Raw genomic sequence first — 14,667 nt, forward strand, 5'->3', positions numbered from 1 at the left:
TATCTTTGTTTCACAAACAATCACCACTCAATGGGCGTTTTTTCTAAGACATGCGAATATGCGATGCGTGCGGTATTTTATATCGCTCACCGTACTATCGACGGCTCAAGGGTGGGGATTAAAGAGATCGCAGAACAAATTGATTCGCCGGAACCTTTTCTGGCGAAGATACTGCAGGAGTTAAGCCGTAAAGGTCTTATACAATCTGTAAAGGGGCCGAATGGCGGCTTTTACATCGATGAGATATGCCTGAAGCGCCCACTTGCCGATATTGTTACGGCTCTCGACGGAGAGGAGATCTTTAGCGGATGCGGGATGGGGCTTGCTCATTGTTCGGAAACGAATCCTTGTCCGCTGCACAAGGAGTTTAAGAAAATCAGGAACCAGATTACACAGATGCTGCACACAACTACCATCGGACAATTCAATAAGGATTTGCTACTCGGGCATCTTACCCTTAAAAAGTGATTTCCATTTTTTTATCTTAATAAAGGATAAAAAGGTCTTATTATATTAATCTATGTAAAAGTAAAAGATCATGACTACAGCACAGAAAGAGTTGGTGAAAGCTACAGTACCTGTCCTCAGGGAACATGGCGTGTTATTGACAAGCCATTTTTATAAGCGAATGTTTACGCATAATCCTGAAGTGAAGCATATGTTCAATATGGGCAACCAGCAGAACAGCAAGCAACAAACGGCACTGGCCATGGCGGTACTCGCGTACGCCGAACATATCGACAATCCGGGTGTACTGATGCCTGTAATCGACAGCATCGGGCAAAAGCATACCAGCCTGGATATTCGTCCTGAACATTATGCGATTGTTGGTAAACACCTGCTGGCCTCTATTGGTGAAGTGCTGGGCGAAGCCGCTACACCGGAACTGCTGGATGCCTGGAAGGTAGCTTACCTGCAACTGGCGGGTATCATGTCGGGGCACGAGCAAACGCTGTATAGCGCACAAACGGCCAAAAGTGGCGGTTGGACGGGCTGGAGGCCTTTCGTGGTGAAGAGGAAAGTGCGGGAGTCGGATGAGATCACTTCCTTTTACCTAAGCCCATCTGACAATGGCCCTATTGCCGACTTTACACCCGGACAATACCTGAGCGTACGTTTGTTCCTTCCTGAAATTAATTTGCTGCAACCAAGGCAGTACAGTCTTTCAGCGGCACCCAACGGCGAGTACTATCGTATCTCTGTTAAAAAAGAAAAAGGCAGTAAACACCCGGATGGTATGATCAGTAACAGGCTACATGATTTTGTGAAAGTGGGAGATGTAATAGAGGCGTCTGCACCGGCAGGCAGCTTCGTATTCAACGCCGGCGACGATCAGCCTGTGGTATTTATCAGTGGTGGCGTAGGCCAAACACCGCTGATCAGTATGCTGGAAAGCCTTGTGCAGAAAGGCCACCAACAGCCTGTAACCTGGATTCATGGCTGTCGTAGTAAAGATGTGCATGCGTTTCATAGCCAGGTAGCCAAGTGGTCGGGCCAATATGAAAATATACGCGAACACTTTTTCTATGATCAACATCCTTTGCAGGACGCGGTTTATACAGGTATGGTGGAGCTGAATAGGTTGGGAGATGAAGTGCTGGCAGAGAATGCCAAATACTACATCTGCGGCCCGGCTGCATTTATCAGGAAACACTTCGACTACCTGACCGGCCGGGGTATCGATCGTGCAGATATTCACTTCGAGGAATTTGGGCCAGCTTCGTTATTGCTAAACTAAGATAGAATCGGATGCCGCGTAATGCGGCATCTTTTTTACTATAAAGGGCACCGTCCATCATTAAGCCTTTACCGGAGGTTGTAGGTACGCCTTATAAATTTTATATTCGCAGATAATCTGTTACTGATATGAAAAAATTGGCTCCTCTTTTTCTGATGGGAATCATCCCGGCACTGTTCGCCTGCAATTCTGCCCCAAAGCAGGTAGGCGTTGCCTCTACTGATACACTGCCGCCGGTGGAAACTGCCGAGGCAAATACCACTTACAAACCTGCCTTCGAAGGACAAACCCGTGTAGCCGGTGTTAAAACCAGCGCGGCTTATGATGTGAAGGTACTCGATAGCAGCCTGCAAAGGCCCTGGGGTATAGCCAGTTTGCCAGACGGACGACTGATCATTACCGAAAAAGAAGGTACGCTGAAAATCGCTACTGCCGAAGGAAAGGTGAGTGCAGCGATTACCGGCCTGCCAGCCGTAAATCCTGACGGACAAGGTGGCCTGCTGGGTATATTAGTAGATCCTGAATTTGCCAGCAACAGAACTTTGTATTGGGTGTTTTCACAAAAGTTACCAGAAGGCAATCTGACTGCAGTAGCTACAGGCAAGCTTTCGGCTGATGAAACGAAGATAGAAGGTGCTTCTGTTATATACCAGGCCACACCTGCTTATAAAGGGACCTTACACTACGGAGGCCGCATCCTGATGGATAAGTCCGGCAACCTGCTGGTAAGCACTGGCGAACGCTCCGATTTGGAAACAAGGCCACAGGCACAGGACCTCAAATCCGGCCTGGGAAAAATAGTATGCATCACCAAAGAAGGTAAACCTGCAGCAGGCAATCCTTTTGAAGGTAATAAAGACGCAAGGCCCGAGTTGTTCTCTTATGGTCACCGTAACGTGCAGGGCCTCGCTTTTCACCCGGCTACAGGCGATTTGTGGGAAACTGAATTTGGTCCAAGGGGAGGCGATGAACTGAACCGTGTTGAAGCAGGTAAAAACTACGGCTGGCCAACCATCACTTACGGACTTGAGTATAGCGGTAAAAAAGTGGGCGACAGTATCCAGCAAAAAGAAGGACTTGAACAACCCGTTTACTATTGGGACCCTGTGCTTTCGCCCAGCGGTATTACCTTTTACAGTGGTGCAGGCATCGGAGAGTGGAAAAATAACCTGTTCATCTCCGGACTTAGCAGTACGCATATCGCCAGGCTCGTGATAGAGAATAATAAAGTGGTGGGCGAAGAACGTTTGCTGGTTGATCAGAAACAACGTTTCCGCGATATTACAGAAGGTAAAGACGGCGCGTTGTATACAGTAACCGATAACGGTAAACTGATCCGTATAGCGGCTAAGGGCAAATAAAATGAAAGCATAACATAAACAATTTTCGAAGCCAGTAGCGTGAACGCTGCTGGCTTTTTTCTCCCGGATACTTATATAACTTTTTGTTCTTCCGCCCAAGGCTCAAATCATATATATCATGAAACGCCAGGAAACGATCGACTTTAAAACAGGCCTCAAAGCGTTCGGGGAGTCTCTTATTAAAGAACGGATAGCGATAGCCAAACGGGCTATTGACAATGCGCAGGAATCAGCCAATAGCGAAGACAAAAGTTCGGCAGGAGATAAATACGAAACCGGCAGGGCGATGGGGCATCTGCAAAAAGATATGTTTGCCAGGCAACAGGCAGAACATATGAAGGAGCTGGACCAATTGCAGAAAGTGAATACAGATACCATTTATGAAACGGCCCGTACAGGCGCCTTCGTAAAATGTGCAGATCATTCTTTTTTCATCGCCGCCGGGCTGGGGAAACAGTTGATAGGCGGGCAAACCGTATTTTTTCTTTCGCCCCATGCTCCGCTCGCAAAGTTATTGCTGCATAAGAAGGCGGGGGATAGTTTTCTCTTTAATAAGATAGAAACGGTGATCCTGGAGGTTTGCTGATGTCGTTTGAAAAACGCTGAATATTGCGTACCTTAATATCAAACACACCCCCATGAACAAACATCCCTTGCACGTTTCTAACCTCGTGCCTTTTCTTCCGTACCTGTATTTTGCACTGATACCGGTATCTTCTTTTCTCGCGGCCCTCAATGGTGGCATTACGCTCAGTACGCTGCTTCTGTTAGTTCCCGCTATTCCCTTTGTTGTGCAGCTTGTGTTTTCATTTAAACACCTCGACCTGATACTCGGCATTATTACCTTCGTTATTGCTGTTTATTTAACGCTGGCCTATATTTCCGACTTGGTCAAAATCACGGTCATGACGCCAAGAGCGATCAGCTTTATCACCGGTGGTGCCCTGTTTGTGCTGCTTAATTTCGTGATGTCGGTGCGCTTGTTCAAAAATTGTATCCTTAAAACAAGCGCGGAGCATCCTGCGGTATAAAAGCTGATCATAGAATTTTTTCTTGTTTTGATTGCCGCGCATGGTTGAGTGGTGGTTAGACGGTGTTGCCATTTACGGATAAAAGGCTGATGGCTGTTATTCTCTATCTCCGTATCACTTTGCGACCTCGGGCACATACGCCTGCACGCTATGCATCCGATTGCTTTTCCATCGTGTTTCCATCTTCACGAAACGATTTTCTTTACATGGCTTTCATCTGTCAGTCCAAATTCCGCGGCAATCTCTTTGAGGCTGTATTGCCTGCTCTCTATCCGCTGCCGGATAAGCGTCTTGCGGTAGTCCTGTATATAATCGCGTAAGGTAATACCGGCATTGCGCTTGAAGTAAGGGCCGATGTAGTCTGCTCCCTTGTTGAACGCCCCGGCTATCACCGGTGCTTTTAACTTTTCGGGATCATAAATATGCTTGTGTACATAACAGAACAAAGCCTGCATGTCTTTACTCCTCCCGGGTGCCGATATGAGTTCCGGCATATTGCGCTGAAGTAGTTCAACGATTGATAACAATTGCCACCAGATAAGTTGTTCGTTGTCATTTACCGCTTCTCTTAAAGTCCTCACTACCTCGAATAATTGCGCCACAATCTTTTTATCAGCGGTAGTCAGCCGGAATCCGGCACGGTGCGTTTCCCTGCTTTTGATCAGGTACTCCAGGTGCTGCCAGCTACGCGCTGTTCCACTCATATCCTTATAGCGATAGGGATCAGTAAATTTTAAATAGATAAAATGGGTGGGCGAAGTGATGTCAAAGTAATGCCGGTCTTCTGGTCCCAGCAGGAAAATGCTGCCTGCCTGATAGGGTTGCGGCGCGAGGTTGATTACGTGATGACCCCGTCCCTTTTTTATGTAGATTAATTCGTAGTGATTGTGGTTGTGTTCCGGATGCTGCCACACGGTTGCCTCAAAGTCGGATATTAGCAGAGGTTCATATTGCCTATAGCGATTCATGTCGGAAAGTTACAAAATGTTCGCGGAATTATACTCCCTTTTGATGCAGCTTTGGACGATGTTTGTGGTACGGAAAGTTGTGTAGCCTGCAGGCGGCAACGAATGAAAACATAATTCTTATGCAAGCAATTACAAACACGGCGCTGGTGGTAGGCGCCAATGGTGTGATCGGTACCAACCTCATTGAGCATCTTTTATCGCTGGGTAATTGGAAAGTGATCGGTCTGTCGCGCAAAGGAGGTGCGGACGGGTACAGTTTGCGGCACATTGCCGTCGACCTGCTGGATGCAACGGGCAGCCGCGAACAGCTCTCGTCTCTCACCGATGTTACGCATATATTTTACTCAGCTTATCAGGATCGTCCAGGCTGGGCCGAACTGGTAGCCCCAAACCTCGCCATGCTGATAAATGTGGTGGAGGCCGTTGAACCGGTTGCCAGGGGGCTGCAGCATGTTAGCCTTATGCAGGGATATAAAGTTTATGGCGCGCACCTGGGCCCATTCAAAACGCCCGCGAAAGAAAATGAAACGGATCATATGCCGCCGGAGTTCAATATGGATCAGCAACAATATCTTGAGCGACAGCAATTGGGGAAATCCTGGAGCTGGTCGGCCATTCGCCCTTCGGTGGTAGGAGGTCTTGCACTCGGTAACCCAATGAACCTGGCATTGAATATCGCGGTGTATGCCTCCATTTCAAAGGAACTCCGACTGCCATTGCGTTTTCCCGGCAAGCCGGGTGCCTATGACAAACTGATGGAAATGACAGATGCGAGCTTACTTGCCGAGGCTACCGTATGGGCCGCTACAACACCGGCAGCAGCTAACCAGGCCTTCAACATTACTAACGGGGATCTGTTCCGGTGGAATGACCTCTGGCCCAAAATAGCGGCATATTTTGACCTGCGCGTGGCGCATCAGTTGCCTATGCAACTGGATACCATCATGGCAGATAAAGGGGAGGTGTGGACGAACATGCAGGAAAAGTATGGTTTAACACAACAAGGCTACGGACCACTTTCGCATTGGCGGTTTGCCGATTTTGTTTTCTCCTGGGACTATGACTTTTTTAGCGACAGTAGTAAGGCCAGGCGTATGGGGTTTCATACTTATGTAGATACCGAACAAATGTTTTATCGCTTGTTTGATGAATGGAGGGCGGGGAAAATTATACCTTAAATTACAGATAGATGAAGTGGCAGTTGTGGGCCGGCAGCTACTGCTGGCCAACAAACGCCGGAGCCTGATATTTAGCCAAATCGTCGCTCTGCTGTATACAGTATAAAACGGTTCACGGCTAATTTGCTTTTCGAACAGCAATACATTCTATTTCGATGCTTGCATTTCGCGGCAATAAGGCAACTTCAATGGTGCTTCGGGCCGGATAGTGTTGGTGAAAGTAACGGCTATATATTTCATTGACTGTTCCAAACGCTTTCAAATCAGTAAGAAAGATGGTCGTCTTAGCAATATGTTCAAAATCGGAATGATTGTCTTTAAGAATGACTTCCAGGTTATCAAATATTTGCTTCAGTTGTTCCCGGATTCCTTCCTTCAGTACATTAGACCTTGGATCAATACCAATTTGCCCTGATATAAAAATCAAATTACCGAAGCTTGTTGAATGACTATATGGCCCGATGGGCGTAGGCAAATTTGCATGTTTTTTCATTTTTATCTTTTGGGTATGGGCGCAGGATGTTAAAAGTATCAACAGTAACAGGGAGGCCATTTGTTTCATGTCAGGTGAGTTTTCAATTTGTTCTTTAACAAAAGAGGTTAATTCCTGTTGAAATTAACCTCTTTTGCTGCTTATGTATTTTTGAGCAACTTGTGCTAAGGGAGCCAGGGTTGCTACTAAACCAGGCGTCCTGCCAGCTACCATTTACTTTTTAAATAAAAGAAGTGGCTTGTCCTTCTTAACGATATAAGTGGCGAGCTCAGATGCTTTTACTTTACCAATGTTTTTTGCAGAATGATTCTTGCCGGCGGGAACAAAAAGTACGTCACCAGTTTTAAGTATAACAGGCTTCTCGCCTTCTATCTGGTATTCAAATATACCCTCCAGCACATAAATCACCTCTTCTCCTGGATGTGAGTGCATGCCTACCGCCGAACCTGGCTCTAAATCTATACGTGCCTGGATGGTTTCGTATCCCGCAGCCTCAATGTTGTGTCTCTGCAGGTCTGTTCGCTTTACCCCTGGTATTTGTGCAAAAGCAGCTTCGGGTGTAAAAAGGGCGGATAGGCTAAAGAACGTAACTACGATCAGCAAGACTTTTTGATATGTTTTCATTTTTGTTTTTTTATGTTTATGAAGTGTATTTGATTAACCATGATTAGCATGGGGAAAGGTCGTTGGCTACCAGATTATTGCTGAATGAAGGTTGTCAATTCGGCGTTGAATTTTGGAAGCTCTTCGATAAATAAAGCATGGCCGCTTTTATCGAGTGCAACTAATTTGGAGTTGGTAAGCAGTTTATGCATTTGTTCAGCTAAATCGAAAGTGCAGATTTTATCTAATTTACCATGAAGGATAAGAGCCGGGATTTTTATCTTCTTTAAGTCGGCTCTTAAGTCTGAATCTCTTAGTGTTTTTAAAGCTTCCCCCATTGCATAAGGTGACGCTTGTGCCTGAATGGTGCCTAACCAGGCCGCATGACCTGCCGAAACACTCGTTTCGTTTGCCGGAAATATTTGTCCGAAGTTTGCAAACAGTTGCGGCCTGTTGGTATTATTAAGATCAATTAACGCCGTAACATCGTCCTTAGTCCACGCTCCATAATTAAAGTCGGCCCTTTTGGTCCAGATTGGTGCCGCTGCGCCAAACAACGCCATTTTGGAAACGTGAGCAGCATTATATTTGGCTACGTAATGGATGACTGTTGCTCCGCCCATGGAGAAACCGCCTATAGTCGCATTTTCAATTTTTAATTTATCCAGCACCACTTTAATGTCATCAGCAAATACATCGTAGTTATATTTCCCCCCGGGTTTATCTGACAGGCCAAAACCTCTTAAGGTGATCCCAATTACACGGTATCCTTTTTGAACTAAATCTGCGTATTGGTATTCATACATAGCGTCACTCAATGGCCATCCATGGATTAGCACAACAGGTTGCCCTTCGCCAAGATCAGTTACATGAAGGCGTACATTTTCTTCTACGGCTATATATTCTTCCCTGCCCAGTGATGCACCAGTTCTTTTTGTTTGAGAAAACAGTTCGTTATTGGTTAATAATGCAGCAATGAGTCCGAAGGCCAGGATTATATGTTTCATTTTACAAGTTTAAATGTTGTTGATAGAGGTATTTTAGGGGAGATATTATATTAAGCATTGATGAATTCGAGGATATCGCGGTTAATCGTATCGGCCTCGGTTGTAGGCATGCCATGTGAAAAGCCGGGATAGATAATCAGTTTACCGTTTTTCAAAAGCTCAGCTGCTTTAACCGCTGTAGTTGCATAAGGTACTATCTGGTCGTCGTCGCCATGCAACACAAGTACTGGGAAATCCACACTTTTCAGGTCTTCAGTGAAATCAGTTTCCGAAAACACCCTGATGCAATCGTAATGCGCCTTTATGCCGCCCATCATGCCCTGTCTCCACCAATTGTCCTGGATACCTTTTTTAATGTCTGCACCTTCCCGGTTATAACCATAAAATGGAATGGTAAGGTCATGATAAAATTGCTGCCTGTTATGTTTTGTATTGTGGCGAATGTCGTCGAAAACAGCCAGTGGAACTCCCTCGGGATTGTTGTCGTCCTGAATCATATAAGGTGTAATGGCACTTATCAGCACTACTTTGGAAACCCGGTTTTTGCCATATTGAGCGGCATATCTTATGGCTTCGCCGCCACCGGTTGAATGCCCTATATGGATAGCATTTTTAAGATTCAGGAACTCAACCAGTTCGGCTACATCGGCGGCGTAAGTATCCATATCATTGCCTTTGTAAGTTTGAGTGGATCGTCCGTGGCCCCTTCTGTCGTGAGCAATCACCCTAAATCCTTTTTCGAGGAAAAACATCATCTGCGCATCCCAATCGTCTGATGATAATGGCCATCCGTGATGAAAGAAGATAGGTTGTCCTTCTCCCAGATCTTTGAAGTATATTTCTGTACCGTCTTTAACTGTGAACTTATTCATGATTTGTAGGTTTAAATGTTTTTATTGATTTGATGCTACAAAGTTGGTGCTTTTCTAAGCGCCTGGCAATGGACGGTCTTCGCCTTGCATTGCACTTTTTCCCCGGATTGTAAAAGCCGATAAATGGCATCCTGAAAAATGAGGTGCCAGCGCCTTCAGCAGGAGAAAGCGCAAAAAAGCATGGCCATTAGCCATGCTCAGCGTGTATGTTTGTCAGCTTTTAGAATTGTTTGCGAAATGAGAGAGGGGAGATGCCTGTGTTTTTAGTGAAAAAGCGAACAAAATAGGCGTCGTCTTCGTAATTCAGGCTATAGGCTATTTCCTTTACAGTCATTTTAGTATGTGCCAGCAGGCGTTTGCTTTCAAGGATAATCCTGTCCTTGATAATGTCATTCGGGGTGTTTTTACTGATTAGTCCAATTTTCTTGCTTAAGTTTTTGGGCGTTATAAACAGAAGTTCGGCGTAATCGGCAACGGTATGGTGTGTTCTATAATGCTGTTCTACCAGTTTGCTGAATCTTCTTAAAAATTGTACATCGGCGTGCTGGCAGGTTTCGGCTAACTGGTGCTGCTGTTTCCAAATTCGCAATGACTTCAGAATGATGAATTTTAACAGTATCCGAAGCATTTCCTCTGTGTTGGGGTCCTCGTTTTCCATTTCAGACCGAACTTCTCTGAGTATCGCCTGAATTTCTGTGGATTGATTTTCATTAAGCGCAATAAAGGGAACTTCAAATACATTGTTGTACAAAATACCGTCACAGGCCACCTCCTGGTCATGAATTTCAACACAGTAGAAATCTCTGTTGAAATGTATTAGTTGACCGCTGATTGTTTTACAGGGCTTTAATACAACCTTTGGATTTATAAACAGCAGCGCATCCGTTTCCATCCGGAATTTCTGGAAATCGACCTGGATAGTAGCGTTCTTCGGTACGAACAGTATTTTGATATGGTCATCTATTGACGTGAGCGTGTTTTCTTCCGTTGCTGGCAGGCTGAATTCTAAATTCCCGAACTGTTTATATGAAAATTGTTTTAGCATGTGTGTTCCCGGTTGATCGATAGTTAGTGTAGGCTGTGCCGGCAGTGCGCTGTATATAAACCGAAGTAAGGCAGATCGTCCGTTATAAAACCTCACTGGTTCAGCGCTTTCTGCGATCCGGCAATTTACTTATTTCCATTACAAACTGGCATTTTCATCAGGTAAGTATCAACTTTAACATTTTCAACATGTAGGTAGATAACGGAGATATCGCAATTGTGATCTGTGTAATGGAAAGGGAGGATATAAAAAAAACGCTACAAGTTGGAAGTATCCTTTTTGTAGCGTTTTCGTACCGCGTACGGGATTCGAACCCGTGATTCCTCCGTGAAAGGGAGGCGTCTTAACCCCTTGACCAACGCGGCATGTTTTGTAATTGGGAACGCAAAGGTAATCCCTGTTTTGATATTTTCAAAAAAAACTTTCTTAACCCAAATTTATATTGATTTATAGCTGTCCACCGCGTAAATTTGCATTTCAATTTTTTTCATCTTCAAATCTTTAGTGTAAAATGGGAACTACTCTCAAAATCGGTATTAATGGTTTCGGTCGTATTGGTCGCCTTGTATACCGTCAGATTTACAACATGCCTGGTATCGACGTGGTGGCTATCAACGATCTTACCAGCCCTAAGGTATTGGCGCACCTGTTAAAATACGACTCGGCGCAAGGTAGATTTGAAACAGAAGTAACTAGCACCGACAATTCCATCACTGTTAACGGTGAGGAAGTTAAAATATACGCACAGAAAGATCCTGCACAGATTCCCTGGAAAAACCATGAAATCGACGTAGTAATCGAGTGTACCGGCTTCTTTACTGATAAAGAGAAAGCGGAAGCACACATTACTGCCGGCGCTAAACGTGTAGTTATCTCTGCTCCAGCTACTGGCGACCTGAAAACTGTTGTGTTCAATGTGAACCACGACATCCTTGACGGTAGCGAAACTGTTATCTCCTGCGCTTCCTGCACAACTAACTGCCTGGCGCCTATGGCTAAGGTACTGGAAGATAAATACGGTATCGTTACCGGTTTAATGACCACTATCCACGCTTACACCAACGACCAGAACACCCTGGATGCTCCGCACCCTAAAGGTGACCTCCGTCGCGCCCGCGCTGCTGCCGCCAACATCGTGCCTAACAGCACTGGTGCTGCTAAAGCGATCGGCCTGGTACTGCCTAGCCTGAAAGGTAAACTGGACGGTAACGCTCAGCGTGTACCAACCATCACTGGTTCACTCACTGAACTGACTACCATCCTCGGTAAAAAAGTAACAGCTGAAGAAATCAACGAAGCCATGAAAGCTGCTTCTAACGAGTCTTTCGGTTACACTACAGACGAAATCGTAAGCACCGACATTATCGGTACCCGCTTCGGTTCGCTGTTCGATGCTACCCAAACTAAAGTAATCACCCAGGGCGATGTACAAATGGTGAAAACCGTTTCCTGGTACGATAACGAAATGAGCTACGTATCTCAACTGGTTCGCACTGTGAAACACTTCGCAGGCCTGATCAGCAAATAATATTGACTAAAAGCTGGGGGAGAAGGGATAAAGGTGCGTAGTGCCTTTATCTTTTTCTCCCTTCTCTTTTTTTACTAACCTTTCTTAAAACCCGGGATTATGAGCAAGTTTTCCGACTATAACTTCAGCGGCAAAAAAGCCCTGGTACGCGTAGATTTCAACGTTCCCCTCAACGATAAATTCGAGATTACCGACGATAACCGCATGACAGCAGCGGTTTCCACGATCAAAAAAATACTGGCCGACGGTGGTGCCGTTATCCTCATGTCGCACCTCGGCAGACCAAAAGACGGTCCTACCGATAAATATTCTCTCAAACACCTGGTTAACCACCTCATAAAATTGCTGGATGGCGTTACCGTTAAGTTTGCTGAAGACTGTGTAGGCGAAGTTGCTGAAAAAGCAGCCGCTAACCTGCAACCAGGCGAAGTGCTGCTGCTCGAAAACCTCCGCTTCCACAAACAGGAAGAGAAAGGTGACCGCGACTTTGCACAGCAACTGGCTAAACTGGGTGATGTATATGTGAACGATGCCTTCGGTACCGCTCACCGCGCCCACGCCTCTACAGCGGTTATCGCTGAATTCTTCCCTGCCGGTCAGCGCCTGTTTGGCCTGCTGATGGAAGCGGAAGTAAATAACGCCGAAAAAGTACTGCACGGCGCAGAAGCTCCTTTCACCGCCATCCTCGGCGGCGCTAAGGTGAGCGACAAAATCCTGATCATCGAAAACCTGATGGAAAAAGCCAATAACATCATCATTGGCGGCGGTATGGCATATACCTTCCTGAAAGCACAGGGTAAAGAGATCGGTAACTCGCTAGTAGAAAACGAGAAACTGGAACTCGCACTGGACCTGCTGGCTAAAGCTAAAGCCAAGGGCGTACAGTTGATCCTGCCTACCGATTCGGTAGCAGCTGATAAATTTGCAGCCGATGCTAACACCCAAACCGTTTCCAACGACAGCATTCCTGCCGGCTGGATGGGCCTGGACGTTGGTCCTGAGTCTGTAAAACTGTTTTCTGAAACCATCGCCAAGTCTAAAACCATCCTCTGGAACGGTCCTATGGGCGTGTTCGAAATGGAGAAGTTCCAGGCGGGTACTAAAGCTGTAGCCGATGCCATCGTGGAAGCTACTGCTGCAGGCGCTTTCTCCCTCGTGGGTGGTGGCGACTCTGTGGCGGCGGTTAACCAGTTTGGCCTGGCCGACAAAGTTAGCTATGTATCTACAGGCGGCGGCGCCATGCTCGAGTACTTCGAGGGCAAAAGCCTGCCCGGTATTGCTGCAATAAAGTAATTCGTACAATACGATAAAAAAAACGCTGTGTCCGTAAAGGGCACAGCGTTTTTTATTTTAAAGGAACGAGCTTATTTGCTCATTTCCGCGAAGTACTGGTGGAAGTAAGGGATCGTTTCGATGCCTTTGTAGAAGTTAGCGAGGTTGAACTTCTCATTCGGAGAGTGCAGGTTGTCGCTATCCAAACCAAAGCCCATCAACACCGTTTTAAGACCCAGTTCTTTCTCGAACAGCGCCACAATGGGAATGCTGCCGCCGCCCCTTACAGGAATAGGCTCTTTGCCGAAAGTTGCCGCATAAGCCTTGTTAGCGGCTTTAAAAGCGATATGATCTGTTGGTGTAACGTAAGGGTTACCACCATGGTGAGGCGTAACCTTCACTTTTACGGTGTTCGGCGCTATCTTCTCGAAATGCGCTTTGAACAGGTCGGATATTTTATGAGAATCCTGGTTAGGCACCAGGCGCATAGAGATCTTGGCAAATGCCTTAGAAGGCAATACCGTCTTGGCGCCTTCGCCGGTGTAACCACCCCAAATGCCGTTTACCTCGAGGGTTGGACGGGTACCGGTGCGTTCAAACACGCTGTAACCTTTTTCACCCCAAACATCGGCAATCTCCAGGTCGGTGATATATTCTTTCAGATCGAACGGAGCCGAATTAAGTGCTTTACGTTCTGCATCGCTCAGGTCGGCTACGTCGTCGTAGAAACCTGGGATGGTAATATGATTGTCTTTATCGTGCAGGCTGGCGATCATCTGGCAAAGGATCGTAGCCGGGTTGGCTACCGCTCCGCCATATACGCCGCTGTGCAGGTCGCGGTTAGGGCCGGTAACTTCCACTTCCATGTACGACAGGCCACGAAGGCCGGTATCGATTGAAGGGGTTTCGAGGCTGATCATGGCAGTGTCGGAAATCAATACCACATCGGCTTTCAGGCGTTCTTTGTTCTCTTTAATGAAGAGGCCCAGGTTTGCGCTGCCCACTTCTTCTTCACCTTCGATCATAAACTTCACGTTGCAGGCCATGGTATTGGTCGACACCATGGTTTCGAAAGCTTTTACGTGCATGTAAAACTGGCCTTTATCATCGGCCGAGCCACGGGCGTAGATTTTCCCGTCTTTAATAACGGGTTCAAAAGGGCCGCTATGCCACAGTTCCAGCGGGTCGGCCGGCTGTACGTCGTAGTGGCCATAAACCAGTACAGTAGGCAGGGCGGGGTCGATTATTTTTTCACCGTAAACGATAGGGTGGCCTGCTGTAGGACAAACCTCCACGTTATTGGCGCCTGCTTCGATTAATCTCTCCTTCACTGCTTCTGCGCAGCGTTTCGTGTCTTCGTTGTGCCTGGAGTCCGCGCTCACAGAGGGTATGCGCAGCAGCGATAACAACTCTTCCAGGAACCTGTCTTTATTCTCAGCCTGGTAATCTTTCCAAACTTGCATGATGTATGGTGATTATAAACGTTTACAATGGCTGCAATTTAAAGGAATTTGCAGAAAGCAAAGGGCTTGTAAAAAAATTATGGACCCAGCAGTGGAGTACTATAGGGC

General features: G+C 46.4%; 15 protein-coding genes and 1 tRNA gene. 8 read left to right on the top strand and 8 right to left on the bottom strand.

The window, feature by feature from the left end:
• The first annotated feature begins 30 nt into the window (after positions 1-30).
• From QZT80_RS07340 to QZT80_RS07360, 5 genes are all read left to right on the top strand, one after another.
• A complete protein-coding gene (locus tag QZT80_RS07340) occupies positions 31-468 on the top strand; it encodes an Rrf2 family transcriptional regulator (protein ID WP_295119878.1) in 438 nt (145 codons plus the stop codon).
• A gap of 70 nt (positions 469-538) precedes the next feature.
• The gene (gene hmpA / locus QZT80_RS07345) at positions 539-1,738 is read left to right on the top strand and encodes an NO-inducible flavohemoprotein (protein WP_295119881.1); all 1,200 of its coding nucleotides are present in this window, start codon (positions 539-541) and stop codon (positions 1,736-1,738) included.
• A 128-nt stretch (positions 1,739-1,866) separates the two neighbouring features.
• Positions 1,867-3,099, top strand: a complete 1,233-nt coding sequence (locus tag QZT80_RS07350) for a PQQ-dependent sugar dehydrogenase (RefSeq protein ID WP_295119883.1) — start codon at positions 1,867-1,869, stop codon at positions 3,097-3,099.
• Between the two features lie 118 nt (positions 3,100-3,217).
• Entirely contained in the window at positions 3,218-3,685 is a 468-nt protein-coding gene (locus tag QZT80_RS07355; RefSeq protein ID WP_295119886.1) for a hypothetical protein, read from the top strand.
• A 52-nt stretch (positions 3,686-3,737) separates the two neighbouring features.
• Entirely contained in the window at positions 3,738-4,130 is a 393-nt protein-coding gene (locus QZT80_RS07360) for a hypothetical protein (protein ID WP_295119889.1), read from the top strand.
• A gap of 185 nt (positions 4,131-4,315) precedes the next feature.
• Here the strand turns inward: QZT80_RS07360 and QZT80_RS07365 are convergent, their stop codons facing one another.
• A complete protein-coding gene (locus QZT80_RS07365; RefSeq protein WP_295119892.1) occupies positions 4,316-5,098 on the bottom strand; it encodes an AraC family transcriptional regulator in 783 nt (260 codons plus the stop codon).
• 119 nt (positions 5,099-5,217) lie between these two features.
• Between QZT80_RS07365 and QZT80_RS07370 the strand changes: the two genes are divergently transcribed.
• Positions 5,218-6,276, top strand: a complete 1,059-nt coding sequence (locus QZT80_RS07370; protein WP_295119895.1) for an SDR family oxidoreductase — start codon at positions 5,218-5,220, stop codon at positions 6,274-6,276.
• A gap of 118 nt (positions 6,277-6,394) precedes the next feature.
• Here the strand turns inward: QZT80_RS07370 and QZT80_RS07375 are convergent, their stop codons facing one another.
• The 6 genes from QZT80_RS07375 to QZT80_RS07400 all read right to left on the bottom strand — a co-directional run bounded on the left by QZT80_RS07375 (position 6,395) and on the right by QZT80_RS07400 (position 10,661).
• Positions 6,395-6,838 (bottom strand): Rid family detoxifying hydrolase, encoded by a 444-nt coding sequence (locus tag QZT80_RS07375; RefSeq protein WP_295119898.1) that lies wholly within the window; start codon positions 6,836-6,838, stop codon positions 6,395-6,397.
• Positions 6,839-6,982: 144 nt separating this feature from the next.
• A complete protein-coding gene (locus tag QZT80_RS07380) occupies positions 6,983-7,393 on the bottom strand; it encodes a cupin domain-containing protein (RefSeq protein WP_295119901.1) in 411 nt (136 codons plus the stop codon).
• A 74-nt stretch (positions 7,394-7,467) separates the two neighbouring features.
• Complete coding sequence (locus tag QZT80_RS07385; RefSeq protein WP_295119904.1) at positions 7,468-8,379, bottom strand: alpha/beta hydrolase; 912 nt, start codon at positions 8,377-8,379, stop codon at positions 7,468-7,470.
• 50 nt (positions 8,380-8,429) lie between these two features.
• Positions 8,430-9,251: an alpha/beta hydrolase gene (locus QZT80_RS07390; protein WP_295119907.1), complete on the bottom strand. Its 822-nt coding sequence runs from the start codon at positions 9,249-9,251 to the stop codon at positions 8,430-8,432.
• Positions 9,252-9,471: 220 nt separating this feature from the next.
• Positions 9,472-10,296 (bottom strand): helix-turn-helix domain-containing protein, encoded by an 825-nt coding sequence (locus QZT80_RS07395; protein WP_295119910.1) that lies wholly within the window; start codon positions 10,294-10,296, stop codon positions 9,472-9,474.
• Positions 10,297-10,589: 293 nt separating this feature from the next.
• Positions 10,590-10,661 (bottom strand) — tRNA-Glu (locus QZT80_RS07400).
• 146 nt (positions 10,662-10,807) lie between these two features.
• Here QZT80_RS07400 and gap point away from each other — a divergent pair.
• Together gap and pgk are read left to right on the top strand one after the other, a co-directional pair.
• Positions 10,808-11,824: a type I glyceraldehyde-3-phosphate dehydrogenase gene (gene gap, locus QZT80_RS07405; RefSeq protein ID WP_295119912.1), complete on the top strand. Its 1,017-nt coding sequence runs from the start codon at positions 10,808-10,810 to the stop codon at positions 11,822-11,824.
• Positions 11,825-11,923: 99 nt separating this feature from the next.
• On the top strand, positions 11,924-13,117 hold the full coding sequence (gene pgk / locus QZT80_RS07410) for a phosphoglycerate kinase (protein ID WP_295119915.1): 1,194 nt from the start codon (positions 11,924-11,926) through the stop codon (positions 13,115-13,117).
• A 71-nt stretch (positions 13,118-13,188) separates the two neighbouring features.
• On the opposite strand, the gene QZT80_RS07415 is transcribed toward pgk, so the two are convergent.
• Complete coding sequence (locus QZT80_RS07415; protein WP_295119918.1) at positions 13,189-14,559, bottom strand: dipeptidase; 1,371 nt, start codon at positions 14,557-14,559, stop codon at positions 13,189-13,191.
• Positions 14,560-14,667: the final 108 nt, after the last annotated feature.

The sequence above is a fragment of the uncultured Chitinophaga sp. genome, assembly GCF_902168175.1.
Lineage (GTDB): Bacteria > Bacteroidota > Bacteroidia > Chitinophagales > Chitinophagaceae > Chitinophaga.

What these genes read in the sequence shown, in the direction of transcription:
- gap (WP_295119912.1), top strand. Translation starts at nt 10,808, where the DNA reads ATGGGAACTACTCTCAAAATCGGTATTAATGGTTTCGGTCGTATTGGT.
- QZT80_RS07350 (WP_295119883.1), top strand. Translation starts at nt 1,867, where the DNA reads ATGAAAAAATTGGCTCCTCTTTTTCTGATGGGAATCATCCCGGCACTG.
- QZT80_RS07370 (WP_295119895.1), top strand. Translation starts at nt 5,218, where the DNA reads ATGCAAGCAATTACAAACACGGCGCTGGTGGTAGGCGCCAATGGTGTG.
- QZT80_RS07360 (WP_295119889.1), top strand. Translation starts at nt 3,738, where the DNA reads ATGAACAAACATCCCTTGCACGTTTCTAACCTCGTGCCTTTTCTTCCG.
- QZT80_RS07395 (WP_295119910.1), bottom strand. Translation starts at nt 10,296, where the DNA reads ATGCTAAAACAATTTTCATATAAACAGTTCGGGAATTTAGAATTCAGC.
- QZT80_RS07375 (WP_295119898.1), bottom strand. Translation starts at nt 6,838, where the DNA reads ATGAAACAAATGGCCTCCCTGTTACTGTTGATACTTTTAACATCCTGC.
- pgk (WP_295119915.1), top strand. Translation starts at nt 11,924, where the DNA reads ATGAGCAAGTTTTCCGACTATAACTTCAGCGGCAAAAAAGCCCTGGTA.
- QZT80_RS07385 (WP_295119904.1), bottom strand. Translation starts at nt 8,379, where the DNA reads ATGAAACATATAATCCTGGCCTTCGGACTCATTGCTGCATTATTAACC.
- QZT80_RS07380 (WP_295119901.1), bottom strand. Translation starts at nt 7,393, where the DNA reads ATGAAAACATATCAAAAAGTCTTGCTGATCGTAGTTACGTTCTTTAGC.
- QZT80_RS07355 (WP_295119886.1), top strand. Translation starts at nt 3,218, where the DNA reads ATGAAACGCCAGGAAACGATCGACTTTAAAACAGGCCTCAAAGCGTTC.
- QZT80_RS07365 (WP_295119892.1), bottom strand. Translation starts at nt 5,098, where the DNA reads ATGAATCGCTATAGGCAATATGAACCTCTGCTAATATCCGACTTTGAG.
- QZT80_RS07415 (WP_295119918.1), bottom strand. Translation starts at nt 14,559, where the DNA reads ATGCAAGTTTGGAAAGATTACCAGGCTGAGAATAAAGACAGGTTCCTG.
- hmpA (WP_295119881.1), top strand. Translation starts at nt 539, where the DNA reads ATGACTACAGCACAGAAAGAGTTGGTGAAAGCTACAGTACCTGTCCTC.
- QZT80_RS07340 (WP_295119878.1), top strand. Translation starts at nt 31, where the DNA reads ATGGGCGTTTTTTCTAAGACATGCGAATATGCGATGCGTGCGGTATTT.
- QZT80_RS07390 (WP_295119907.1), bottom strand. Translation starts at nt 9,251, where the DNA reads ATGAATAAGTTCACAGTTAAAGACGGTACAGAAATATACTTCAAAGAT.